Source organism: Streptomyces sp. NPDC002032 (genome assembly GCF_042890765.1).
GTDB lineage: Bacteria > Actinomycetota > Actinomycetes > Streptomycetales > Streptomycetaceae > Streptomyces.
Map to the genome: position 1 here is coordinate 635,012 of NZ_JBIASM010000001.1, position 24,779 is coordinate 659,790.

Annotated in this window: 17 protein-coding genes and 1 pseudogene; 13 read left to right on the forward strand and 5 right to left on the reverse strand. The window is 72.5% G+C overall.

All coding sequences use genetic code 11. The features are described 5' to 3' along the window. Window positions 1-34: 34 nt before the first annotated feature. Together ACFYYT_RS02520 and ACFYYT_RS02525 are read right to left on the reverse strand one after the other, a co-directional pair. A complete protein-coding gene (locus ACFYYT_RS02520; RefSeq protein ID WP_351826563.1) occupies window positions 35-610 on the reverse strand; it encodes a phosphonate degradation HD-domain oxygenase in 576 nt (191 codons plus the stop codon). Further along, window positions 607-1,719, reverse strand: a complete 1,113-nt coding sequence (locus tag ACFYYT_RS02525; RefSeq protein ID WP_351826562.1) for a TauD/TfdA family dioxygenase — start codon at window positions 1,717-1,719, stop codon at window positions 607-609. The genes ACFYYT_RS02520 and ACFYYT_RS02525 overlap by 4 nt, the downstream gene beginning before the upstream one ends. A gap of 242 nt (window positions 1,720-1,961) precedes the next feature. On the opposite strand from ACFYYT_RS02525, the gene ACFYYT_RS02530 reads away from it, so the two are divergent. Beyond that, window positions 1,962-2,318: a VOC family protein gene (locus ACFYYT_RS02530; protein WP_351826561.1), complete on the forward strand. Its 357-nt coding sequence runs from the start codon at window positions 1,962-1,964 to the stop codon at window positions 2,316-2,318. Between the two features lie 132 nt (window positions 2,319-2,450). Next, window positions 2,451-4,883, forward strand: a complete 2,433-nt coding sequence (locus ACFYYT_RS02535; protein WP_351826560.1) for an excinuclease ABC subunit UvrA — start codon at window positions 2,451-2,453, stop codon at window positions 4,881-4,883. Window positions 4,884-4,913: 30 nt separating this feature from the next. Here ACFYYT_RS02535 and ACFYYT_RS02540 read toward each other — a convergent pair whose 3' ends face one another. The 3 genes from ACFYYT_RS02540 to ACFYYT_RS02550 form a co-directional block, all read right to left on the reverse strand. Then, window positions 4,914-5,963, reverse strand: a complete 1,050-nt coding sequence (locus tag ACFYYT_RS02540) for a zinc-dependent alcohol dehydrogenase family protein (RefSeq protein WP_351826559.1) — start codon at window positions 5,961-5,963, stop codon at window positions 4,914-4,916. Window positions 5,964-6,037: 74 nt separating this feature from the next. Further along, window positions 6,038-6,883, reverse strand: coding sequence for an alpha-L-glutamate ligase (locus ACFYYT_RS02545; protein ID WP_351826558.1), 846 nt, complete (start codon window positions 6,881-6,883; stop codon window positions 6,038-6,040). Then, window positions 6,880-7,779 (reverse strand): hypothetical protein, encoded by a 900-nt coding sequence (locus ACFYYT_RS02550; RefSeq protein ID WP_351826557.1) that lies wholly within the window; start codon window positions 7,777-7,779, stop codon window positions 6,880-6,882. The genes ACFYYT_RS02545 and ACFYYT_RS02550 overlap by 4 nt, the downstream gene beginning before the upstream one ends. A 233-nt stretch (window positions 7,780-8,012) precedes the next feature. Between ACFYYT_RS02550 and ACFYYT_RS02555 the strand changes: the two genes are divergently transcribed. From ACFYYT_RS02555 to ACFYYT_RS02605, 11 genes and pseudogenes are all read left to right on the forward strand, one after another. After that, window positions 8,013-9,533 carry an ATP-binding protein gene (locus ACFYYT_RS02555; protein ID WP_351826556.1) on the forward strand — a complete coding sequence of 507 codons (1,521 nt, stop codon included), beginning with the start codon at window positions 8,013-8,015 and terminating at the stop codon, window positions 9,531-9,533. Window positions 9,534-9,617: 84 nt separating this feature from the next. Then, window positions 9,618-10,019 carry a roadblock/LC7 domain-containing protein gene (locus ACFYYT_RS02560; protein ID WP_351826555.1) on the forward strand — a complete coding sequence of 134 codons (402 nt, stop codon included), beginning with the start codon at window positions 9,618-9,620 and terminating at the stop codon, window positions 10,017-10,019. Next, window positions 10,016-10,372, forward strand: a complete 357-nt coding sequence (locus tag ACFYYT_RS02565; RefSeq protein ID WP_351826554.1) for a DUF742 domain-containing protein — start codon at window positions 10,016-10,018, stop codon at window positions 10,370-10,372. Before ACFYYT_RS02560 ends, ACFYYT_RS02565 begins: the two co-directional genes overlap by 4 nt. After that, a complete protein-coding gene (locus ACFYYT_RS02570) occupies window positions 10,353-10,997 on the forward strand; it encodes an ATP/GTP-binding protein (RefSeq protein ID WP_351826553.1) in 645 nt (214 codons plus the stop codon). The genes ACFYYT_RS02565 and ACFYYT_RS02570 overlap by 20 nt, the downstream gene beginning before the upstream one ends. Continuing rightward, complete coding sequence (locus ACFYYT_RS02575; protein WP_351826552.1) at window positions 10,994-12,223, forward strand: cytochrome P450; 1,230 nt, start codon at window positions 10,994-10,996, stop codon at window positions 12,221-12,223. Before ACFYYT_RS02570 ends, ACFYYT_RS02575 begins: the two co-directional genes overlap by 4 nt. Then, window positions 12,220-13,467 carry a cytochrome P450 gene (locus ACFYYT_RS02580; protein WP_351826551.1) on the forward strand — a complete coding sequence of 416 codons (1,248 nt, stop codon included), beginning with the start codon at window positions 12,220-12,222 and terminating at the stop codon, window positions 13,465-13,467. Before ACFYYT_RS02575 ends, ACFYYT_RS02580 begins: the two co-directional genes overlap by 4 nt. A 58-nt stretch (window positions 13,468-13,525) precedes the next feature. Then, entirely contained in the window at window positions 13,526-14,698 is a 1,173-nt protein-coding gene (locus tag ACFYYT_RS02585) for an alpha/beta hydrolase (protein ID WP_351826550.1), read from the forward strand. Between the two features lie 13 nt (window positions 14,699-14,711). Next, window positions 14,712-14,894: pseudogene (locus ACFYYT_RS02590) on the forward strand (hypothetical protein); the annotation flags it as partial. A 699-nt stretch (window positions 14,895-15,593) separates the two neighbouring features. After that, window positions 15,594-18,872 (forward strand): DUF6603 domain-containing protein, encoded by a 3,279-nt coding sequence (locus ACFYYT_RS02595; RefSeq protein WP_351826549.1) that lies wholly within the window; start codon window positions 15,594-15,596, stop codon window positions 18,870-18,872. Between the two features lie 6 nt (window positions 18,873-18,878). Further along, complete coding sequence (locus tag ACFYYT_RS02600; RefSeq protein ID WP_351826548.1) at window positions 18,879-21,107, forward strand: hypothetical protein; 2,229 nt, start codon at window positions 18,879-18,881, stop codon at window positions 21,105-21,107. Beyond that, entirely contained in the window at window positions 21,107-24,748 is a 3,642-nt protein-coding gene (locus ACFYYT_RS02605) for a hypothetical protein (RefSeq protein WP_351826547.1), read from the forward strand. The genes ACFYYT_RS02600 and ACFYYT_RS02605 overlap by 1 nt, the downstream gene beginning before the upstream one ends. Window positions 24,749-24,779 lie beyond the last annotated feature (31 nt).

The following is a 24,779-nucleotide window of genomic DNA, read 5'->3' on the forward strand; positions in this document are numbered from 1 at the left end:
CCGCCCGGCGCGCGCGTCCGCCGGACCGGTGGGCTCAGCCGTGTGCACGGAGCAGCCGTTCCAGCAGCGGCCGGAAGTGCGCGAAGTCCGGGGGGTCCATCAGCGGGTCCTTGGCCCGCTCGTCCCAGCGCCGCACGGCAACCGCGTCGGCCGCTCCCGGCAGGGCCTCGAAGGCCCGTACCTGCTCCGGGTCCATCGGCCCGCCCTGGACGCGCAGGGTGTGCACCGAGGCCTCCGAGAGGAGGCCGAAGTAGCCCGGCTCGGCCGTGCACAGGTACCGCTTGGCGGCGACGTGCAGCCGTACCGGTTCGGTCACCTCCGGGCCGAACCAGCGGGCCAGCCAGTCGGCGCCGGTGTGGCTGTGCCGGTTGTCCAGGCCGTCCTCCATCAGGTCGCGGCCGGTGACCGTCCCGTGGAAGTGGCCGATGTCGTGCAGCAGCGCGGCGGCCACCAGGTGGTCGGGGGCCCCGGCCGCCTCAGCGAGGGCGCCCGCCTGGAGCATGTGCTCGGCCTGGGTCACCTCCTCGCCGAAGTACTCGGCGCTGCCCTCGCCCTCGAAGAGTCCGGCGAGCAGGTCGAGGGGGCCGGGTCCGCCGGTCGCGGCGCTCACGCGGCGGCCCCGTCGCGGCGCAGGACGGCCAGGGCGGAGCCCAGCCCGTCGAGATCGGCGTACGCCCCCTGGAGGTGGCGGGCGCCGGTCTCGGCGAAGGCCGTACGGGCGTGCAGCAGACGGGTGTTGTCGAAGATCAGGCAGTCTCCGGGGGCGAGCCGGAAGTCGAGGCGCAGCTCCGGGCGCAGCAGCAGCTCGCCGAAGCGGCGGTAGGCGGCGTAGAACTCCGCCAGGACCGGGGCGCTCTCGTGGAGGGTCCCGATGGAGCGGTTGTTGAAGCGGATCTCGCGGATCCGGCCGAGCGGGTCGACGTCGATCAGGGGCCGCTGGGCGCGCAGTTCGGTACGGGTGTCGGTGAAGGTGAACTCCACCGGCACGCGGGCCAGCACGTCGAAGGCCCGCGGGTCCTCGCGGCGCAGCAGCGCGGCCGCGTGGAAGCCGTCCACCAGCCCGGAGTCCCCGCCCCGCGCCTCGTTGCGCAGGCAGTGCAGCAGCTGCACGGTGGGGACGGGGTCCCGGTACGGGTTGTCGGTGTGCGGGGTGATGAGGGCGCTGGTGAAGGCCAGGTTGTTCGGGTCGGGCTCGACCCGGACCTCGAAGAGCTCCCCGTAGTTCGTCCGGCGCACGAAGCCGAAGGTCGCCGCCACGTCGAGCACCATCCGGTCCCGGCGCGGCACGTCCCGCAGCAGGACGAAGCCGAGGCGCCGCACGCTCTCCAGCGCCCGGATCCGTACCGAGCGGTCGCCGATGTAGGCCTCCCACGAGGCGCCGGGCAGCCGTCCCGCGAGGTCGGCGGCGGCCCACAGCTCCTTGTCGGCCTCGGTGCGGCCGTCGCCGCCGGTACCGCGCGGGCCCCCGGGGGCGTGGGCGTCGAGCCAGTCGGCCGGGTAGAACGAGCGGTGCCCGTCCGGCTCCCACACCACCTCCCATCCCGCGCCGTCCGGGCCGGCCGCCCCGCTCACCTCGCGTACGGAGCCGACGGAGAGGCCGGCGGGCAGGTCGGTGATCTGGAACAGCTTCTGTCCGTTGCGCGGATCGCGGCAGGCGCCGCAGGGGCAGTTGTCGCGCAGCCAGGGCGCGGGCGAGTCGGTGATCGCGGTCGAGGACATCGGGACTCCCGTCGGGGTCGGGGCAGGGGGGGCGGCCGGCCGGTGAAGTTGTATGTACAACTTTGCTTCCGGTCGGCATGCTGGCAGTCCCGGATGGCCACGAGGTGGCAGGCAGATGGCCGGAAACCATCGGTGCCCCCGGCCGTCCGACGGGCGCGCCGGAAGCGGTCAGGAATGAAGAAGCGTGCCCACGGGGGCGCGACTAGCGTGACGGAGGACGACACACGACCTCAGGAGCGACCATGAACGGCTCTTCCACCCAGGGCATCAAGACCGTCCTGCACCCCGTCTCCGACCTGGCCAAGGCCACGGAGGTGTACGCCGCCCTGCTCGGCGTGCGGCCGACGACCGAGAGCCCCTACTACGTCGGCTTCGAGGCGGCGGGCCAGCAGATCGGCCTGGTGCCCGCCGGCGGTCCGCAGAGCCCGGCCTCGCCCGTGGCGTACTGGCACGTCCCGGACATCGAGGCGAAGATCGCCGAGGTGACCGCCGCGGGGGCCACCGTGCTCCAGCCCGCCCAGGACGTCGGCGGCGGCCGGCTGACCGCCACCGTGACCGACCCCGACGGGAACGTCCTCGGGCTGATCCAGGACCGCTGAGCCCGGGGCGGCCGCGGCCGTCGCCGCGGCCGCCCCCGACGCCGTAGAACCGCACGACGCACGACGCACGACGCACGACGCACGACGACCGGCGGCGCCCCAGGCCGGCCCCGTCCGACAGATGGAGACACCATGAGCAAGGCCCCGAGGACGGACACGGCCACGGCCACGGACACCCCCACGGACGCGGCCACGGACGCGGACGCCCCGGCGCGGCACGCCGCCGACCGCCACGCGCTGATCCGCGTCCACGGCGCGCGCGTGAACAACCTCAAGGACGTCAGCATCGAGATCCCCAAGCGCCGCCTGACCGTGTTCACCGGAGTCTCCGGCTCGGGCAAGAGCTCCCTGGTGTTCGACACGATCGCCGCCGAGTCGCAGCGGCTGATCAACGAGACGTACAGCGCCTTCGTCCAGGGCTTCATGCCGACGCTGGCCCGCCCCGAGGTCGACGTGCTCGAAGGGCTGACGACCGCGATCGTCGTCGACCAGCAGCGGATGGGCGGCGATCCCCGCTCCACGGTCGGCACCGCCACCGACGCCAACGCGATGCTGCGCATCCTCTTCAGCCGGCTCGGGCAGCCGCACATCGGCCCGCCCGGCGCCTACGCCTTCAACGTCCCCTCCGTCCGGGCGAGCGGGGCGATCACCGTCGAACGCGGGACGAAGAAGACGGTCAAGGCCACCTTCCACCGCACCGGCGGCATGTGTCCGCGCTGCGAGGGCCGGGGCTCCGTCTCCGACATCGACCTCACCCAGCTCTACGACGACTCCAAGTCGATCGCCGAGGGCGCCTTCACGATCCCCGGCTGGAAGTCCGACAGCTTCTGGACGGTACGGGTCTACGCCGAATCGGGGCTCCTGGACCCCCACAAGCCGATCCGGGACTTCACCGAAAAGGAGATGCGGGACTTCCTCCACCGCGAGCCGACCAAGGTGAAGGTCGAGGGCGTGAACCTCACCTACGAGGGACTCATCCCCAAGATCCAGAAGTCCTTCCTGTCCAAGGACAAGGAGGCGCTGCAACCGCACGTCCGGGCGTTCGTGGAGCGGGCGGTCACCTTCACCACCTGCCCCGAGTGCGAGGGCACCCGCCTCACCGAGGGGGCGCGGTCCTCGCGGATCGGCGCGCTCAGCATCGCCGACGCCTGCGCCCTGCAGATCAGCGACCTGGCCGCCTGGGTCGCGGACCTCGACGAGCCCTCGGTCGCGCCGCTGCTCAGGACGCTGCGGCACACCCTCGACTCGTTCGTGGAGATCGGCCTGGGCTACCTCTCCCTCGACCGGTCCTCGGGGACCCTGTCGGGCGGCGAGGCGCAGCGCGTCAAGATGATCCGCCACCTCGGATCCTCGCTCACCGACACCACGTACGTCTTCGACGAGCCCACCACCGGCCTGCACCCCCACGACATCCAGCGGATGAACGGCCTGCTGCTGCGGCTGCGGGACAAGGGCAACACGGTGCTGGTCGTGGAGCACAAGCCGGAGACGATCGCCATCGCCGACCACGTCGTCGACCTCGGCCCGGGCGCGGGCACGGCGGGCGGCACGGTCTGCTTCGAGGGCACCGTCGAGGGGCTGCGGGCCGGCGGGACCATCACCGGCCGCCACTTCGACGACCGGGCCCGGGTCAAGGAGACGGTGCGCGAGGCGACCGGCGCGCTGGAGATCCGCGGCGCGAGCCGGCACAACCTGCGCGACGTGGACGTGGACGTCCCGCTCGGGGTGCTGACCGTCGTCACGGGCGTCGCCGGCTCCGGCAAGAGCTCGCTCGTGCACGGCTCGATCCCGGCGGGCGCGGAGGTGGTCTTCGTGGACCAGAGCCCGATCCGCGGCTCGCGCCGCAGCAACCCGGCCACGTACACCGGACTGCTCGACCCGGTCCGCAAGGCCTTCGCCAAGGCGAACGGCGTCAAGCCGGCCCTGTTCAGCGCCAATTCCGAGGGCGCGTGCCCGGCCTGCAACGGCGCCGGTGTCATCTACACCGACCTGGCGATGATGGCCGGGGTCGCCTCCACCTGCGAGGACTGCGGGGGGAAGCGGTTCGACGCGTCGGTGCTCGACTACCACCTCGGCGGCCGTGACATCAGCGAGGTGCTCGCCATGCCGGTCACCGAAGCGCAGGAGTTCTTCGGCGCGGGCGAGGCGCACACCCCGGCCGCCCACCGGATCCTGGGCCGCCTCGCCGACGTCGGGCTGGGCTACCTGACCCTCGGACAGCCGCTCACCACGCTGTCGGGCGGCGAGCGGCAGCGGCTCAAGCTGGCGACGCACATGGCGGAGAAGGGCGGGATCTACGTCCTGGACGAGCCGACCACCGGCCTCCACCTCGCCGATGTCGAGCAGTTGCTCGGGCTGCTCGACCGGCTCGTCGACTCCGGCAAGTCCGTCATCGTCGTCGAGCACCACCAGGCGGTCATGGCGCACGCGGACTGGATCATCGACCTCGGCCCGGGCGCGGGCCACGACGGAGGCCGGATCGTCTTCGAGGGCACGCCCGCCGACCTCGTCGCCGCCCGCTCCACCCTCACCGGAGAGCACCTCGCGGCCTACGTGGCCCCCTGAGCCGGAGCCGGGCCCTGGCCCCGGGGCCGGTCAGCCGGCGGGCAGGATCACCGTCACTCCGGGCTCCGGCGCCGAGCCCATCGCGGCGAGGGCGGCCGGGGCGGCGGCCAACGGGAGGGTACGGGTGACCAGCAGGTCCGCCCGCAGGGCTCCCGAGCGGACCAGTTCCAGCATCGGCGGGTAGGCGTGGGCGGCCATGCCGTGGCTGCCGAGCACCTCCAGCTCCCAGCCGATGACCCGGTCCATCGGGAGCGGCGCCGGGCCGGACTCCGCCGGGAGCAGCCCGACCTGGACGTGCCGCCCGCGCCGGCGCAGTCCCGCCACCGACGCGGCGGCCGTCGCGGGGGAGCCCAGGGCGTCCAGCGAGAGGTGGGCGCCGCCGCCGGTGAGGTCCCGGACCGCCCCGGCGGTGCCCCCGGGCCCGGTGCCGCGGGGGTCCACGGCGTGCGCGGCCCCGAAGGCGCGGGCCAGCTCCCGCGCGGCCGGGGCGGTGTCGACGGCGACCACCCGGGCGCCCGCGGCGACCGCGATCATCACCGCGGACAGGCCGACCCCGCCGCAGCCGTGGACGGCGACCCACTCGCCCGCCGCGACCCGGCCCCGCACGACCACCGCCCGGAAGGCCGTCGCGAACCGGCAGCCCAGGGCGGCGGCGGTGGCGTACGAGAGCTCCTCGGGCAGGGCCACCAGGTTCACGTCGGCGTGCTCCAGGGCCACGTACTCGGCGAAGGAGCCCCAGTGCGTGAATCCGGGCTGCGTCTGGTGCGCGCACACCTGGTGCTCGCCCGCCGCGCAGTCGGCGCAGCCGCCGCAGGCGCAGACGAACGGGACGGTCACCCGGTCCCCGGGGCGCACGCGGGTCACCCCGGGGCCCACCGCCTCGATCACCCCGGCCAGTTCGTGCCCGGGGACGTGCGGGAGCGTGATGTCGGGGTCGTGGCCCTGCCAGCCGTGCCAGTCGCTGCGGCACAGGCCCGTCGCCTCGACGCGGACGACGGCTCCGCCGGGCGACGGCGCCGGGTCGGGCACGTCCCGTACCTCCGCCGGTTCCCCGAACCGTTCGAACACCACCGCGCGCATCGGACCGCCTCCCGTCGACTTCCCCGCACGCTACAGGCCCGCCCCGGCCTCGGCGGCGGCCCGCCGGAAGCCGGTCAGCGTGCGGCCCCGGCCCGCCGCAGGGCCAGTGCGGTGAGGGCCTCGGGAGCTCCGGCCTGGCCGCGGATGCCGGGGAAGGCGTTGACGTCCACGATGAGCGGGGTGCCGTCGCCGGTGTCGATCACGTCCACCCCGTAGACGTCCAGGGCGAACACCGCGCCGACCCGCAGGGCCAGTTCGGCCCGGCCGTCGGCCTGACGGTCCGCGCTGCGCGCCGGTTCCCCGGGCCCGGTGGCGAGTTCGGAGCGGCGCAGGCCCGCGAAGACCCGGTCCCCGACCACCCACAGCTTGTGGTCCCAGCCGCTGTTGGGCGCGAACGGCTGGACGACGACCGGCTCCCGGCCCCATGCGGCCACCAGCGCCCGAAGCCCCTGCGGGCCGTCGACGCGGGTGACGAGGTCGTGCTTGCGGCTGGCCCGGCTCTTGACCACCATCGGCCACGGCAGCTCGGGGGCCGGCGCCCCCAGGCCCCCCGGCTCCGCCGGTTCCGTCCGCTCCGCCAGTTCCGCCAGTTCCGCCACCGAACCGAAGGTACGGGTGGGGGAGAAGGGCAGTCCGGCGCGCAGCGCCAGGGCCGCCATGCCGGTCCGGTCCTGGCAGGCCGCGGTGGCGGCCGCCGAGTTGAGCACGGGCGCGCCGCGCCGCTCCAGCTCCCGCGCCAGGTCCAGCGCGGCCGGCGTACGTGACTTCAGCAGGTAGACGTCCGCCGGCCGGCCGGTCGCCGCCGCGGCCCCGGCCGCCGGGTCCAGCACCTCCACCGCGTGCCCGGCGGCGGTGAGCAGCCGGGCGGTGGCCGCCAGCAGCGGATGGCCGGCGTCGGGGGTGATCAGGCCGGCCCTCACGCGCCGTCCCCCGCCCCCGCCGCCACCTGGAGCGGGATCGACACGGGCAGGGCGAACGCCGGGGCGGGCGGGCAGTCGAGGCCGCTGCCGGTGCGGGCGAGGGTCAGGACGGCGCGGGCCACCCGGGCGGCCGCGTCGGGGACCTGCCGGAAGCTCGGGAAGTCGTTCACGTCGACCACCACCGGCCCGTCGGGGCCCAGCAGCACGTCCACCCCGTACAGGTCCAGTCCGTAGACCTCGCCCACGCGGGCGGCGATCCGCGCCACCTCGGCGGGCAGCGGTATCCGGCGTTCGAGGGCCCCGGCGTCCGGGTGCAGGGGGGAGCGGCGCTCGGTCGCGAAGAGCTCCCCGTCTACGCAGTACACCTTGATGTCGGTGCCCCGGTTCGGTACGTACGGCTGGGCGATGAGCATGCCCTCGCCCGCGAGCTCGGGCAGCAGCGCGGCGAGCCGGTCCGGCGAGGGCACCAGGTGCACGGCCCGGCCGGAGCTGCCGTCCGCGGGCTTGACGACCAGCGGGTACGCGGAGTCGGGGAGCTCCGCGAGCAGTTCGGGGCGGGCGACGGCGTAGGTCTGCGGCTGGGGCAGGCCCCGGGCGGCGCCGATGGCGGCGGCCAGCGCCTTGTCCCGTACGCCGCGGATCGAGCGGGCGTCGTTGACCGTGGTCAGGCCCGCGGCGGCGGCCGCTTCGAGCAGGGTCAGCCCGGGGCCGCCGGAGACCGTCTTGAGCACCCAGGCGTCGTGCGCGCCCGACCGTACGACGTCGCCCATGCACAGCAGCGAGCCGCCCGGCCGCACCACGTCCACCTGGTGCCCCCACGCGGTCAGTTGCCGGATCACCTCGTTCGGCATGCCGTCACGACGGTAGTGCTCCTCCACCAGGAAGCAGAGCCTCATGACCTTCCCCATATTCCCCGGACGCCCCTCCGCCGATTCCGTCCGGCGAGCTGTGACGTCACAGGATGCCATGGCATAGCCCCGAAACCGCGCCAGAAGCAGCCTAAGTGGGCGCTACTCAGCGTGATAATCGTCAAGACCTTTCCTAAACGATCAGCAATCCTCTTATAGTTGTGCCTCGTTGCCACAGGAACCCTCTCTTCCATTTACGCCCGGTTTGAGGCTTTGACTACATGACGGCGTCGCCCTCCCCCTTCCGCCCCTCCGCACTCGCGCTGCTCGTCACCGCGGCCGCGTCGGGCGCCCTTTCCGCGGCGGCCGTGTCCGCGGCCCCGGCCTCGGTCCAGACGCCCCTCGGGTGGTTCTCCGCCTGCGGGTCGTTCCTGCTCGCCGTGTCCGCCTGCGCCGTCACCTGGTGGTCGCGCAGCGCCCGCCTGCTGCGCGGCCGGCTCACCGCCCTCGCGGGCGAGATGGCCGCCCGGGACGCGTACATCGCCCGGCTCACCGCCGACGCGGCCCGCGACGCGGCGGCGCACACCTCCGAACGCGCCCGGCTCCTCGCCGCGCACGCGGCCGAGGTCGAGCAGCTGACCGCCGGCCGCGCCGCCGAGGTCGAGCAGCTGACGGCCCACCACGCCGCCGAGCTCGACAGCATGACCGCGGCCCAGCTCGCCACCCGCGAACGGCTCGCCGGGGAACTGCGGCGCGCCCAGTCCGGACGGGCCGCCGCCATGGCCGCGGCCGCCAACGCGGCCGGCCGGATGCAGGCGCTCGCCACCGGAATGCTGGCCGACCTGCGGGAGATGGAGCACAAGCACGCCGACGAGGCGGTCCTCGGCGACCTGCTGTACCTCGACCACCGCACCGCCCAGGCGGGCCGCCTCGCCGACTCCATCGCCGTCCTCACCGGCGCCCGCTCCGGCCGCCGCTGGGCGAAGCCCATCGTCATGGAGTCCATCCTGCGCGGCGCGATGGGCCGCATCGGCGGCTACCAGCGGGTCCGGCTGCACTCCACCAGCGACGCCGCCGTCGCCGGACACGCCGCCGAAGGCGTCATGCACGCCCTCGCGGAACTCCTCGACAACGCCGCGAACTTCTCGCCGCCCACCGCCGAGGTCCACGTGTACGTGGAAGAGGTGCCCGCCGGGATCATCATCACCGTCGAGGACAGCGGACTCGTCATGAGCGAGGTCCAGCTGCGCCGCGCCGAACAGGCCGTCAGCGCCGAGTCCCTGGACCTGGCAGGGCTCTCCGGCACCCGCCTCGGCCTCGCCGTCGTCGGCCGCCTCGCCCGCAAGCACGGGCTGACGGTCTCCTTCCGGCCCTCCGCGCGCGGCGGCACCGGCGCCCTGATGATGCTCCCGCAGGAGCTGATCAGCCGCAGCCCCGCCGAGCTCGTGGCCGCCCCCGCGCTCCCGGCCGCCCCGGAGCCCCCCGCGCCCCGCACCCGGGCCCTCCCCGCCGCGCCCGGGCCCGTCGAGGCCGAGCCCGTCCACGACGCCGCCGGCACCCCCGGCGCCCCCGGCGACGATCCCGCTTACGACTGCGAATCCACCGGCGAGACCCCGGTGCTCGGCGAGAGCGGACTGCCCCAGCGGCGGCGCGGCCGGACCCTGGCCGCCGCCCATCCCGAGGGGCCCGACGCCGACACGGCGGCCCGCACCCCGGCCGCCCCCGCGGCCGCCTCCCGGTCCGCCGCCCGCTTCGGCAGCTTCCGCCAGGCCGTGCGCGGCACCTCGGAGCAGCAGCCTTAGGGGTGCCCCGCCGGCCCGGCCGGGCCCCCGCCCGGCCGCCCCGAACGCCCCCACGACCCCCTCGTACCCGGAAGGCATCACGCAATGACCGGCTCCACCACCGACGAGACGCTCAGCTGGCTCCTGGAAGGCCTCCTGGAGCGCACCCCCGGCGCCCGGCACGCCCTCGTGCTGTCCCGCGACGGCCTCAAGCTGTGCCGCACGCCCGAGCTCTCCGTCGACCAGGCCGACCAGCTCGCCGCCATCGCCGCCGGCATCCAGAGCCTGTCCCACGGAGCGTCGATCGAGTTCGGCGACGGCACCGGCGGGGTCCGCTCCGCCATGGCCGAGTTCTACGGCGGACTCCTCTTCATCGTCGAGGCCGGCGAGGGCGCCCACCTCGCCCTCGTCGCCACCGAGGACGCCGACGCGGGCCTCGTCGGGCACAACATGTCCGAACTGGTCGAGCAGCTGAGCGAGCATCTGATCGCCAGGCCCCGGGGATGAGCCGCGGCAGGCCGGGCCGGGACGACTCCCCGGACCGGCTCTACACCCTCACCGGCGGCCGCAGCAGCTCCGGTTCCGACGCCTTCGACCTGGTGACGCTGATCGTCGCCGAATGCGACCCGGTACCCGGCATGCAGTCCGAACACGCGGCGATCCTGCGGATGTCGGCCTTCCCTACGGCCGTCGTGGAGATCGCGGCGGAACTGGGCCTGCCGGTGTCGATCGTACGGATCCTGCTCGCCGACCTGCTCGGCACCGGCCGCATCAGTGCCCGGCACCCGCGCGCCACGGCGTACCGCCTTCCCGACCTCGACATCCTGGAGCAGGTGCTCGTTGGACTCCGCAACCTCTGACCGGGGCGAGCCCCGGCAGACCCTCAGCAGCACCGCCGACAACGGTCTCAAGATCGTGATCGTGGGCGGTTTCGGCGTCGGCAAGACCACCATGGTCCGCTCCGTCAGCGAGATCCGCCCGCTGAACACCGAAGAGACCATGACGAAGGCCGGTGAGGCCGTCGACGACACCGAGGGCGTGGGCGCCAAGACCGCCACCACGGTCGCCTTCGACTTCGGCCGCATCACCCTCGACGCCCACAACGTCCTGTACCTCTTCGGCGCCCCCGGCCAGGAGCGGTTCTGGTTCCTGTGGGACCGCCTCTTCTCCGGCACCCTCGGCGCCGTCGTCCTCGTCGACACCCGCCGGCTCGCCGACTCCTGGTACGCCATCGACCGCCTCGAACACCACGGCACGCCCTTCGTCGTGGCCTGCAACGACTTCGGCGGCCCCGGCCACACCCCGGAACAGATCCGCGCCGCCCTCGACCTGCCGTCCGAGGTCCCGCTGCTGTTCTGCGACGCGCGCTCCCGCGAGTCCAGCAAGGAGGTGCTGATCTCCCTCGTCCAACACCTCCAGCGCCTCCAGGGCGAACACCACCCCCAGACGGCCCTCACGTCCCCGATCCCGGAGCCCACCCCGTGACCACCCCCGAGCCCCAGCCCGTCTACCTCGGCGGCCCCCGCTTCCAGACCGACCCCGCCGAGCTGTACCGGGAGATGCGCCGCGACCACGGCGCCGTCGCCCCGGTCGTCCTCGACGGCGACGTCCCGGCCTGGCTGGTCCTCGGCTACCGCGAACTCCACCAGGTCACCAGCGACCCGCAGCTCTTCTCCCGGGACTCCGACCTGTGGAACCAGTGGGACCGCATCCCCGCGGACTGGCCGCTGCTCCCGATGATCGGCCGCAAGCAGCCGTCCATCCTCTACACCGTCGGCGAACGCCACCGCGAGCGCGCCGCCGTGATCTCCGGCGCGCTGGAGGCCGTGGACCCCTTCGAACTCAAGGGCCACGCGGAGCGCTTCGCCGACGAGCTCATCGACCAGCTGTGCGGCAAGGGCGAGTGCGACATCGTCGGCCAGTACGCGATGCTCCTGCCGCTGCGCGTCCTGGCCCGCCTCTACGGCTTCTCCGACGCACAGGGCCCCGGCCTCGTCACCGCCATGAACGACATGATCAACGGCCGGGAGGGCGCCCTGGAGGGCCAGCGCCACCTCGGCGAGTCGATGTACGCGCTGCTCGCCGCCAAGTCCGCCGAGCCCGGACCCGACGTCGCCTCCCGGATGCTCGCCAACACCGCGGGCTTCACCGTCGACGAGATCGCCCAGGACCTCATGGTGATGATGGCGGCCGGCCACCAGCCCACCGCCGACTGGATCGGCAACTCGCTGCGCCTGATGCTCACCGACGACCGTTTCGCCGCCTCCCTGGCCGGCGGTCGGCACAGCGTCGGCGAGGCCATGAACGAGGTGCTCTGGGAGGACACCCCCACCCAGAACGTGGCCGGCCGCTGGACCACCCGCGACACCAAGCTCGGTGGACAGCGCATCGGCCGCGGCGACCTGGTCCTGCTGGGCCTGGCCGCCGCCAACGGCGACCCCCACGTCCGGACCGACGCGGGCGCCCTCACCGGCGGGAACAACGCCTTCTTCTCCTTCGGCCACGGTGAACACCGCTGCCCCTTCCCGGCCCAGGAGGTCGCCGAGGTCATCGCGCGGACCGGCATCGAGGTGCTCCTCGACCGGCTCCCCGACGTCGACCTCGCGGTCCCCGCGCAGGAGCTCACCCGGCGCCCCTCGCCCTGGCTGCGCGGGCTCAGCGCCCTTCCCGTGACCTACACTCCCACCCCCGCGCTTGGAGCCGCCCGATGACCTGCCCGATCGACCACACCGGCCCCGCCCCGCTGGTCCTCGACCCCTTCGTCACCGACCTCGACGCCGAGAGCGCCGCGCTGCGCGCCGCCGGCCCGCTGGTCCCCGTCGTGCTGCCCGGCGGCGTCGGCGTGTACGCGGTCACGCACCACGCCGAGGCGCGAAGACTGCTCACCGACCCCAGAGTGGTCAAGGACATCAACGCCTGGGGCGCCTGGCAGCGCGGCGAGATCCCCCTGGACTGGCCGCTGATCGGCCTCGCCAACCCCGGCCGCTCCATGCTCACCGTCGACGGCGACGAGCACCGCCGGCTGCGCACCCTCGTCGCCCAGGCCCTCACGGTGCGCCGGGTCGAGAAGCTGCGCGCGGGCATCGAGGAGCTCACCACCGAGATGCTCGACCGGCTCGCGGCCCTCCCGGCCGGGGAGAGCGTCGACCTGAAGGCCGGGTTCGCCTACCCGCTGCCCATGAACGTGATCAGCCGGCTGATGGGCGTGGACGCCGCCGAGCACCCCCGCCTGAAGGCGCTCTTCGAGAAGTTCTTCTCCACCCAGACCCGCCCCGAGGAAGTCCCGCAGATGATGGCGGACCTCGGCGCGCTCTTCTCCCGCATCGTGGAGTCCAAGCGCGAGAACCCGGGCGACGACCTCACCAGCGCGCTCATCGCGGCCTCCGAGGACGGCGACCACCTCAGCACCGAGGAGATCACCAACACCCTCCAGCTGATGGTCGCGGCCGGCCACGAGACCACCATCAGCCTGATCGTCAACGCGGTCGTCGCCCTGGAGACGCACCCCGAGCAGCGCACCCTGGTGCTGGCGGGCGAGGTGCCGTGGGAGAACGTCATCGAGGAGACCCTGCGCTGGTCCACCCCCACCTCGCACGTCCTCATCCGCTTCGCCACCGAGGACATAGAGGTGGGCGACCGGATCCTGCCGCGCGGCGAGGGTCTGATCGTCTCCTTCGGCGCCCTGGGCCGCGACGAGGCCCAGCACGGCGAGACCGCGGGCGCCTTCGACGTCACCCGCACCCCCAACCGGCACATCTCCTTCGGCCACGGCCCCCACGTCTGCCCCGGCGCGGCCCTGTCCCGGCTGGAGGCCCTGGTCGCCCTCCCGGCGCTCTACGCCCGCTTCCCGGACCTGGCCCTGGCCGTCGCGCCGAAGGAACTGCGCAACAAGCCGATCCTCACCCAGAACGACCTGTTCGACCTGCCGGTGACGCTCACTACGACCGCAGGCTGACCCCGGGTCAGACCCGGAGCTGACGTACGGTCACGGCGGCCCGCATAGGTTCGGTGTCATGCAGATCAGACACCGCACCGCGGCCGCCGTGGCCCTGCTGGCCCTCTCGCTCCCCCTCCCGCTCGCCGGGGCTCCCGCCGCGCTGGCGGCCCCCGCGGCGGCCCCGGACACCCGCGTGAGCGGCCCCGAACTCCCGCGCCCCACCGGCCGGTTCGCCGTCGGCCAGGAGGACCTCCACCTCGTCGACCGCAGCCGGACCGACCCCTGGGCGCACTCCGGTCCCCGCGAGCTGATGGTCACCCTGCGGTATCCGGCCGAACGCGGGACCGGAGGCGCCCCCGCGCCGTACATGAGCACGGAGGAAGCCCGGCTGATCCTCGCCGACCACGGCCTGGACGGCGCTGTCGACCCCGCCGCGTACGCGGCCACCCGGGGCCACGCCCGCACCGCCGCCCGGCCCGTCCAGGGCCGCTACCCGCTGGTGGTCCTCTCGCCCGGCTTCACCGTCCCGCGCGCCACCCTCAGCTCGCTCGCCGAGGAAATCGCCTCCCGGGGCTACGTGGTGGCCGCCGTCGACCACGCGTACGAGAGCGTCGCCACCGCCTTCCCGGGCGGCCGCGTCCTGACCTGCCTGGCCTGCGAGCAGGCCGAGGGCCCGGGTGGCCGCGAGGCGGTCACCGAGGTCCGCGCCCGTGACACCTCCTTCCTGCTGGACCGGCTGACCGGCCGCCACCCGGCCTGGCAGCGGGCGGGCCTGATCGACCCCACGCGCATCGCCATGGCCGGCCACTCCATCGGCGGGGCCTCCGCCCTCCCGGCGATGGCCGCCGACCAGCGGATCCGCGCGGGCATCAACATGGACGGCACCCTGCCCGAGCCCTACCCGGCGGCGGGCATCGGCGGGCGCCCCTTCCTGCTGCTGGGCTCGGCCGCCAGCGTGCCGGGGGACACCCCGGGCAACTGGGCCGGTCCCTGGCGGCACTTCGACGGCTGGAAGCGCTGGATCACCCTGGACGGCAGCGACCACTTCGGGTTCACCGACTTTCCCGTCCAGCGCGACCAGCTGGGCCTGCCGCACCCCGAGGCGCCGCTGCCCGGAGCCCGCGCCGTCGAACTGACCCGGCGCTACGTGACCGCCTTCCTCGACCGGCACCTCAAGGGACAGGACCGGCCCGTGCTGAACGGTCCGTCCGCCGACGTCCCCGAGGCCCGCTTCCACGACCCTTCGTAAATCCGATGGTCATGTCCTCGACGCCTCGGAGTCCTGGAACCCGGCCCCGTCCACGGACTCCTGGCGGACGGAGGCCGTGCGCACGATCCGCACCAAGAAGGTCCCGCGCCACCACGTCAAGGCCGAGGCCACCACCGGCACCGACGTCACCGACCAGCGCGTCGGCGACGCGGTGTTCGGCTACCTGTTCGGGTAGCCCCGAGAACGCAAACGGAAACTGATATCGCAGCTGAAAGCGGGGGTGTCGATTGGGGGTTCGAATCCTTCCCCCGGCACACGCGCCGGGGTGGCCCAAGCGGGCAGAGACGGCCCCTTTCGCATTCGGACCATCGCTCCAGTCTCAGTATTCGCCGCCTTCCACGAACCGCGGAAATGTGACCGTTCCAGAACGTCGCCCCCCGCACCAGCGCGGCACCGTCGCGTTCCCACGGTCGGATTATCCGCTCGTCGGTCTGGACCGCCCCGCTACCTGATCAACTGACTTTGGTGCCGTCCTGGGGGTGCATGGCTGAATCCTGTAATTCGGCCATCCATTCTGGACAGCGGATCGTGAAGTGGGGAGGCGGCGGGGAGCGGATTCGGTCGTCTGAAAATGCGCTGGCCGAATCGATTCTCCGAATGGCCCTTCGGCCGGCTGTCCGCTTCCGGTGGTCCGTGAAATATGCTAAACCTCCTCACGTGAAAGCGTGTTTGGCGGGAAAAGGGTGTCCATTTCCAGGTCCCTGGCCGGTTTTTTCCAGACGTAATGGCCGGATGGCTGTGCCATGCACCCGCTCCGTATTGCTGTTTCCGTGACCCTCGCCTATTTTATTTTCCGTAGCGGCATATACCGGAACAGGGGCCCCGCAGTTCTGCGGGCGCCTCACCTAACCGTGTCCACAGGCGGGGGTCACCCATGGCGCTGACGGTCGACGAACTGGTTGCACTGTTCCCGGCGGGGGGTGCCGGTACGTTCGAGCTCGACACCGGGAGGCTCGGGCTGAGCGGCGAGTCCGAGTCCCTGGAGCACCTACCCGGCGGCATTCTGACCCTCACTGAGGCGACTGCCGACAACGCCGCTCTGACAGTGACCGGCAAAGTCACTTTGGCCGGTGAGGAGATGCCGGCCAGCGCCCGGTTCTTCGCCACCGGCACGGCGGTCGACGCGCTGCTCTTCGAGGCGAGTCCGGCGACCTGGCTGCTCCAGACCGCCGTCGCCCGCGTCGACTTGTCCGGACTGTCCGGCGGCCGGTCACTGCGGGTCCTGCTGGCCGCCGGACAGGCCGCGGCCGCGGCAGGACGGTGCCCCGGCACCGGGCCCTGGGTGGGCTTCCAGCTCGGCGGGGCGGTCGCCGACCCGCTGGAGTTCCGCGCCGAACTGCGCAAGGAGTCCATCGGCCCGGCCCAGCCCCTCGACGGACCGCCGCTGCTGATCACCCCGCTGCTCGAAGCCCTCGGCGAGTACGGCGTGGAACTGCCCGGACCGCTGGTCGACTGGCTGGAGCGGGTCCAGCTGCACCAGCACCCGATGGGCAAGATGGACAACCTGATGGTCACCGCCGAAGCGCCGGTGGACCACGGCACCGGGGCGAACCCCGTGGAACTGCTGGTGCTGCGGACCACGGTGCTCGGCCGCACCGGCCAGGACGGCAAACCCAAGGCCACCACCGTCGCCATGGTCCGGGCCCGCACGGACTGGGACGGTTCCGGGCTGCCGGTGGTCGGGCCCATGATCGGCAACGGGCTGCTGTCCCTGCCCGCGCTCCAGATCATGTACGTCTCCGAGAACCTCAGCGCCGAAGACGTCACCAAGATCAACCGGGTCGTCACGGAGTACGACCTCGGCCCGCTCCAGCAGTTGCCGGTGGTGAACGCGGCGGCAGGGGTCCCGCTGGGCAAGAACGTGAGTGCGGCGGTCTACCTCGCGGTCATGGGCCATCCGACCCCAGCGCTGGTGATCACCGTCCCGCCGAAGTTCGGACCGGCTCCGGAGAGCCCGGACAAGCCGAAGCTCGAATACGAGTTCGTGATCGGCAAGCAGTTCGGGCCGGTCTACCTCTCGTCGATCGTATTCCGCTACGACCGCAAAAAGGGCCTGCTGATCGAGCTCCAGGGTCAGGTCACGATCGGTTCTCTCACCTGGCAGGTCGCCGGCCTCGGCTTCTACGTCGGCATGAGCGGCGGCTTCCCGCTGCTGCCCTTCCTGCACGGCATGAACATCGAAGCCACCGCCGCCGACGGACTCATCGGCCTCAAGGGCGGCCTGCTCAACAAGACACCCGACGACCCCACCCTCGACTTCGAACTCGCCGGACTGATCCTAGTCCAGGCGATGGCGGTCGAACTCGGCGCCCAGGCCGTATGGGCACGCAGCGTCGAAGGCTGGCACTCGGTCTTCATCTACGGCGAGATCTCCCTCCTCGGCGGCGCCTCGGTCTTCGGCCCGCCGCCCTTCACCGTCACCGGTTTCTCCGCCGGATTCGGGATCAACAGCTCCTTCAAGAAGGTCCCCACCGGCGCCGAGATCGCCGAATTCCCCCTGGTGGCACGGCTGGATGCGGCCCAAGCCCTGCCCGGCATGCCCGCCCCGACGCCGTACACCCCCGAGGACGCGCTCAAGGCCCTCACCGGACCCACCGGCTGGATCCGCCCCACCGAGGGCCAGTACTGGATCGCCGCCGGAGTGAAGTTCACCAGCTTCGGCTTCATCGAGACCAAAGCCCTCGCCGTCATCGAACTCGGCGACTCCGTCAAGGCCATGCTGCTCGGCCGCACCTCCGTCAGCCTGCCGCGCACCCTCAACCCGAACGCCCGGGCCATCGCCAGGGTGAACATCGGCCTGAGCCTCGGCTTCAGCTCCGCCGAGCACTGCCTGTCCATGGACGTGGCTCTGCTGCCCGGCAGCTATGTGCTCGATCCGTCGATCGAACTCACCGGTGGCATCGCCGTCTACGTCTGGACTGGCGCAGGCCGCGCCGGGGACTTCGCCATCAGCCTCGGCGGCTACCACCCCGCCTACAACGTCCCCGCCCACTACCCCCGGCCCAAGCGACTCGGGTTCGTGTGGTCCCCGGCCGGCGACATCACCGTGCGGGCCGAGGCCTACGCCGCGATCACCCCCGCCGCGTTCATGTTCGGCGGTCGCCTGGCCGCCGTCTACGACAAGGGCGTCTTCTCCGCGTGGTTCACCGCACACCTCGACGTGCTGGTCCAGTGGAAACCCTTCTACCTCGACGTCCGGCTCGGCATCAGCATCGGTGTTGCGGCCACCATCAAGGTCTGGTTCGTCCGGGTCCGCATCTCCGTGGAGGTCGGCATCGACCTCCACCTGTGGCTGCCACCCTTCGGGGGCCGGGCCACCGTCAAACTCTGGTTCATCTCCTTCAGCTTCGGCTTCGGCTCCTCCCGCGACAGCACCCCCACCGTGGACTGGCCCGAGTTCCGCACCCAGATCCCCGCGCCCGCCCGGGTCATCCCCAACGAGGGCCTGCTCGCCGACGCCGACCAGGGCGAGATCGCCCGGCGCGCGGCCGCCAAGGAACCGACCCTCGTCTCCTCGGCCGGATTCACCTTCACCACCGAAGCCGGCATCCCCGCCTCGCACCTCTACATCAACGACCGGCTGATCAAGCAGTCCGACGAGGGGACCATCGACATCCGCCCCATGCGGAAGACCGGTGTCACCTCCGCCCACCGGGTCACCATCACCAAGGACGGCACGACCTTCCACCCCACCGACCATCACTGGGTGGTCAAACCGGTCACCGGCACGGTCGCCCCCGGCCTGTGGGGCAAGCCCCTGGCCAAACCCGGTGACGCGCTCGACGGCGACCAGCTGCTCGAAAACCGCCTCACCGGGCTGAGGATCACCCTCCCCGAGCCGGACTACGGCACCGACACCGGGCCCGTCACCTCACAGGCGCTCTCGTACGAAGGACTCCCGGACGGCCGCATGCCCCTGCGCGTGCCCGACCCCGCCGGGCCCGAGCCGCGGGCCGACCGCCAGAGCATCCGGACCATCGTCAACACCGTCGCCGCCCCCACCGTCAAGGACCGCCGCACCGCCGTGCTCAGCACCCTCGCCCGGTTCGGCGCGGGACCCGGCGCCGACACCGACAGTCCGCTCACCGGCTACGCCGGACTCGCCGGCCGCAGCCTGACCACCCCGCCCCTGACCACCACCGCGACGAGGTGACCGGCCGTGCCCGCTGAACCGGATCTGCGCATCCACTTCCTCGACCACCTGATCCCGCGCGCCACCCCCGGCGACTACCGGGTCGTGGTCAAGAACACCCTCAGCGACCCCGGCGGCGAACTGGACGCCCAGGACAAGCTGCTCCCGTCCGAGGAGACCTTCGAGATCAAGGCCGCCCGCTTCGTGCTCAGCGAAGCGTCCGTCCACGCCTACTACCCGCCGCGCGAGAGCACCGGCGCCTACACCAGGACCCTGCCCCACATCACCCTCAGCCGGTCGATCCTGCCCTGGGAACGCAATCTCGCCGGAACCCGCGCCGAGCAGCCCCCGGCCCGCCCGCCCTGGCTCGCTCTGCTCGTCTTCGGCGAGAACGAACTGCCCGACGACCCAGCCGCGTCCGGGGACACCGTGCTGCGCACCGTCGAGGAGCTCCGCAACCCTGCCGAGGCGGGGGTCAAGGGCCCGAACCTGCCGTCCGGCGGCGTCGACGAGGCCGAGGCCCGGAGCAAGTGCCAGACCATCGACGTCCCGGCGGACCTCTTCAACGCGGTCGCCCCGCGCGACGACGAGATGTACTACCTCGCCCACGTCCGCAAGGTCGTCGACGCGAACAAGACCCGGGCCGACGGCGAAGTCCTCGAAGAAGGGGAGTACGCGGTCGTCAACGCCAACCGCTTCCCCCACAACCCCGGCAACTACGCCGTCCACCTCGTCTCCCTCGAAGGCTTCGAGGGCCGCCTGTCCGGCACCCTGCCCGGCGGCACCACGGCCGTCCGCCTGTGCTCGCTGCACAGCTGGAGCTTCACCAGCAGCGAAGGGCCCGCCGCCGACCCCGGAGCGCTGCTGGAGAACCTCGTCGCCCCCGGCGCCGAGGACCCCGAAGAGCTCGCCCTGCGCCTGCCGGTGACGACACCGGTCACCGACGACCCCGAGGACGAATACGTCCGCGACCGCCTCGAACGCGGCTACACCGCCGTCCCGCAGCTGACCCTCTCCGGCGAACGCACCTTCGCCTGGTACCGCGGCCCTGCCACCCCGGTCACCGCCTTTGACGTGCCCACCGAGCACAGCCCCGGCCCGCACACCACCTCCGACCACGCGCTCATCTACGAGCCCGAGCACGGGATCTTCGACGTCAGCTATGCCGTCGCCTGGACTCTCGGTCGCACCATCGGCCTGGCCGACCCCGAATACACCACCGCCGTCGGCCGGGCCCGCCGCGAACTCGCCAACCGGGCGACGACGCTGATGGCCCTGGCCGGAGATCCGGCGCGCGCCTCGGTCGACCCGGATGCCCCGCCCGCCCTCGGCGCGCTGCGCGAACTCGCCTCCGCACGCTTCCGCGAGCGGCTCAGCACCGGGCTCACGAGCCCCCAGCTCCCGGACGACGCCGGACGCAGGACACCGCAGCCGCGAGTGACACGTGCACAGTCAAGGTCCGTGCTCGCGGAAGAACGCGCCGTCTCCCTGCTGCGGACCACCGCGGAACGCAACGCCGGGGCCATCGCCGCCTGGCAGGCCCGCCTCGGCCTGCTCCAGGGCGTGCCGTTCCACCACCTCGTGCCCGACCCGCGCATGCTGCCCCTGGAATCCCTGCGGATGTTCCGCCTCGACCAGGGCTGGCTGGACGCGCTCGTCGCCGGCGCCGCCGATGTCGGCGTGCACACCTCCGTCGACAGCCGCCTCGCCCCCGAACTCAACCGGGCCACCGCCCGGTCGGGCCACACGAAGCGGGCCGCCGGCGGGCTGCTCATCCACTCCGAACTCATCCCCGCCTGGCCGGACATCAAGGTCAACGCCTACCTCAAGGACGGCACCGTCCTCACCGAACTGCGCCGCGGCCAACCGGACAAGAGGATCCTGCTCGTCCTCTGGGACGGCGTTCCCGACAAGGTCGTCATCCGCGAACCGGGTCAGGGAATCCACTACGGCATCGACGCCGGGAACCGCCTCGGCCTGCGCAGCCTGACCACCGACCCGCCGATCGGCACCCCGCTGGAGACCTACTACCCCGCCACCGGCAGCCTCTTCGACCTCCACCTGCGCTCCGACCCGGACACCGGACCCGCGGTGCTCCAGATGTTCGGCACCGGCGGCCTGGTGCCCGCCCTGGCCCGGGAGTTCGGTCTCACCGACCTGGACCCCGGACAACTGGCCCTGGAACTCGTCAACGCCCCGCTGGAACAGGAAATCCTCAGCCCCACCGGCACCGCTGCCCGGACGGAGACCGCGTGATGAGCGCCACGGATCTGATCGTCCCCGTCAAGGTGAACGCCCTCGTCGTCAACCGGCTGACCCGCACCGCCGAGACGTTCAACCGGTGGACACCGAACTTCGACGCCATGATCGAGGAGGGCGCGAGCGCGGAACCGCCCCCCGGCGTCGGCACCGAGACCATGGGCCCGGACAGCGAAGGCGTCTACGTCCACTGGCAGCTGCCCGAGGCGCTGGCCAACGGGCACTACGACCAGACGACGGGGGAGACGACCTTCCCCTTCGTCCCCAACCGCTGGCTGGTCGTGCGCTACAGCACCACAGCGGCGGCGGCGGACCGCAAGGCCATCGGGTGGATCGTGCAGAGCGACTACCTGGAGAGCCGCCCGGTCCAGGACGCCGACGGCAACGACATCTACGGCACCAACAAGCACCCGAACCCCGATTCGCCGGAAGGCGCTCCGCTGGAGCTGACCTTCCTCGGCCGCCGCCACGACCTCACCCAGGCGCCGTGGACCGAACCACCCGCCCAGAAGCCGCACCTGACCGCGGCCGGGCCCGGACTGCCCGGCTTCGCGGCCTACCAGCCGTACAACAAAGACGTGTTCTCCATCCACGACACCCTTGAGGACCTCAAAGGCGACCTGGACAACTACCCGCCCGACGCGACGCTGAGCTACTTCGTCGTCGGCTGGTACAGCGACGACGCACTCGACTACCTCAACCGCGCCGCGTCCGTGCCCGGCCTGCTCCCGCCGGACGCGGACGGGACGGCCGGCCTCCTCGAAGCCCTCGGCTGGAACATCCCCGAAGGCACCGCCGCCGACGCCCTGGACCGCACCCTCTACAGCGGCTCGGCGCTGGGAGTCGACTGGCAGCGTGAAGGCGCCACCCACGAGTCCGACAAACCGAGCAACATCGAACTCAGCAAGATCCTCACGCTGGGCAGCAGCAGCGCCGAAGCCCTCGGCCGGCTGGCCGCCCGCCAGACCCGGTCCGCGCGCACCGGGGACCTCGTACGCTCCCTCTTCCACGGCACCCTCGAAACACTCGACACCGCCGACGGCGAAGAAGACCTCGACACCCTCACCCATCACTCCTGGTTCTCCGGCTCCGACGGTGGCCATGTCTGGAAGGTGACCGCGCGCCCCGTCGAAGGCGACAACGAGCTGCCGCCCCCGCCGCCGGAACCCGGATGGCTGACCGAACTCAACGATGTCCAAAGGCAGTACGACGAACTCACACCCAGGCTGCGCCGCTCCCAGCAGCGCCTGTGGAACATCTGGTGGCTGCGCAACAAGCCGGTTCCCCCGTTCACCCCCGAGCACCCCGCGGGGTTCGACGCCGCGGCTGACGTCCAGCTCAACGAGAGCGATGCGACGAGTCTGGCCGGGCGGACCAAGGCTTTGCTCGACGAGCAGTTCGTGCTGTCGAGGCAACTGCCCACGGGAGGCACCCCGGAGGAACTCGCGGCCGACATCGAGAGGTACGCGACCGAACGCGGACTCGACCCGCGCTACCAGCTGGAGCGCACCGCCCGCGAGTCCTACTACCGCCCCGCCGACCCGGTCGTGCTCATCAAGGACACCGGCGCCAAGGAACCCCTCACCCGGGACACCCCGCTGCCCTGCCGCCTTCCCGAGGCCCTGATCACCCGGATCACCGTCGGCGGCACGACCTACGACCGGCCCACCACCCCGCCCAGCCCCGGACTGGCCGGTCTCCCCGGCGCCTGCACCCCGCTGCTCGCCGAGTTCGCCCTCCTGGACCAGGTGGCCCGGGTCCCCGGCGCTCTCGACGCGGCTCTCAAGGATCCCGCCGCCGTCACCGGGCCCGTCCCCGAGCACACCGCGCCGTGGCAGCAGCCCTGGCTGCCCATGCACCTCGAATACGAACTGAAGTACTGCCCGACGCCCTTCCAAGCCGGCGACACCACCTACTGGACCTTCAACGGCAGCCGCTACGAATGGTCCGGCCGAGGAGCCCAGACCGGCGGTGGCGAAGCCGACCTGCGGTGGCTGACCTTCAAGAACCGGGCGTTCCTCACCCCAAGCGCGCCGTTCGTCCTGCAAAAGCAGATCGACCGCTACCTCGACACCTACTCCGGCGCTCCCACCGAAGGCCTGCTCGCCCTGCGCGAGGAACTCGGCGACCCCGGAATGCTTTCCCAGCGCCTCGACGGCTTCCACGACTGGCTCCTCCAGCAGGACGGCACCGCCAGGACCACCGTGCACGTCCCCGAGGCCACGGCCAGGCTCGTCGGCGACATCCAGAGCGTCCCGGACGGCGGCCCGCTCGAACCGCCCGCCGACGACCCCGGAACACCGTTCCAGCCCGTGCGCGCCGGGCAGTTCACCTTTCACGACCTGCGCATCGTCGACCGCTTCGGCCGCACCTACGACATCGTCAACAGCGGCAACTACGAGCAGGTCTCCCTCACCCTCGCGGAGAGCGTTGCCCCCGACAGCGTCCTGCACGAGGACCTCATCGGCACGGCCCGCTTCGTACAGCTCGGCCCGCGTCTCCTCCAGGGCGCCCGACTGCGGCTGGAGACCGTACGCGCCGTGGACGGGCAGCGGCTCTCGCCGATGGCCCGCGCGGCCACGACGGAAAACCCCCTGGCCGGCTGGCTGCTGCTCAACCATCTCGACCAGACCCTCGTCGTCCACGGACCCGACGGCGTCTGTCTCGGCGAACTCCGCGTCGTCAAGGACATCGACGGCGCGGACGACAGCGTGTGGCTACCGCTCCCCGGCTCGCCCCATCCCGACGTCGACGCCCAGGAGTTCGAGGACGCCATGCCGCACCTGGCCCGGTTCGTCCGCACCCTGAAGGACAAACCCGCCGCCGCACTCACCGGTCTGCTCGACACCATCGACCAGACCCTCGACACCATCCTCGACGACGCGGCCCAGGAGGACGGCTCTCCACTGCGGCTCATCGGCCGCCCGCTCGCACTGGTGCGCGCCGATCTGGGCGTCGAGCTCGAAGGGCCGCTGCTGAGCAACCCGAGCTGGGACCAGGTCCTCGGGGAGTCGGAGGAGGAGTACGACGGCTACCGCTGGCCGGTCCGCCTCGGCAACGAGAAGCGGCTCGGCGACGGCCTCATCGGATACTTCGCCGGGGCGACCGGACCCGACCAGGAGACTTCGTACGAGCTCTTCCACGCGGTCATGCCGCAGGGCGGCGGGGGCTATCTGACCCCGATCGACAAAGGCCACGGCCTGGCCGTGCCCGCGCGCACCCCGGACCAGCCGGTGACGCACCACCTGACACTGCTGATGGATCCCTACGCGGCGGTGCATGCCACCACGGACATCCTCCCGGTGACCAAGGTCCAGCTGCCCGACGACCTGGTGTCCGAGGCGATGCGGCGGATCCGGGCGTCCTTCCGGCTCGGCCCCCTGCTCGCGGCCGAGCGGGTCGACAAGGCCGAGGAAGCCCGGCGGGCACGGGCGGGGGAGGAACCGACGGAGGCAGGTGTGGTGCTGCCGCAGCCCGCGTCGTGGCACGGAGCGTGGAGTTGGGCCGAGCCGCGCGGCTCGGAGACCGAGTGGGTGGAGCTGCCGATCGTTCCGGCTGATTCCGCGGCGCACTTCGGGGATCCGCAGGCGGAGGCCCGGTACGGACACCTGCTGCTCGACGCGACCGAAACTTCCTGAACCTCCGAACTTCCGCTTACAGAGAGGCTGT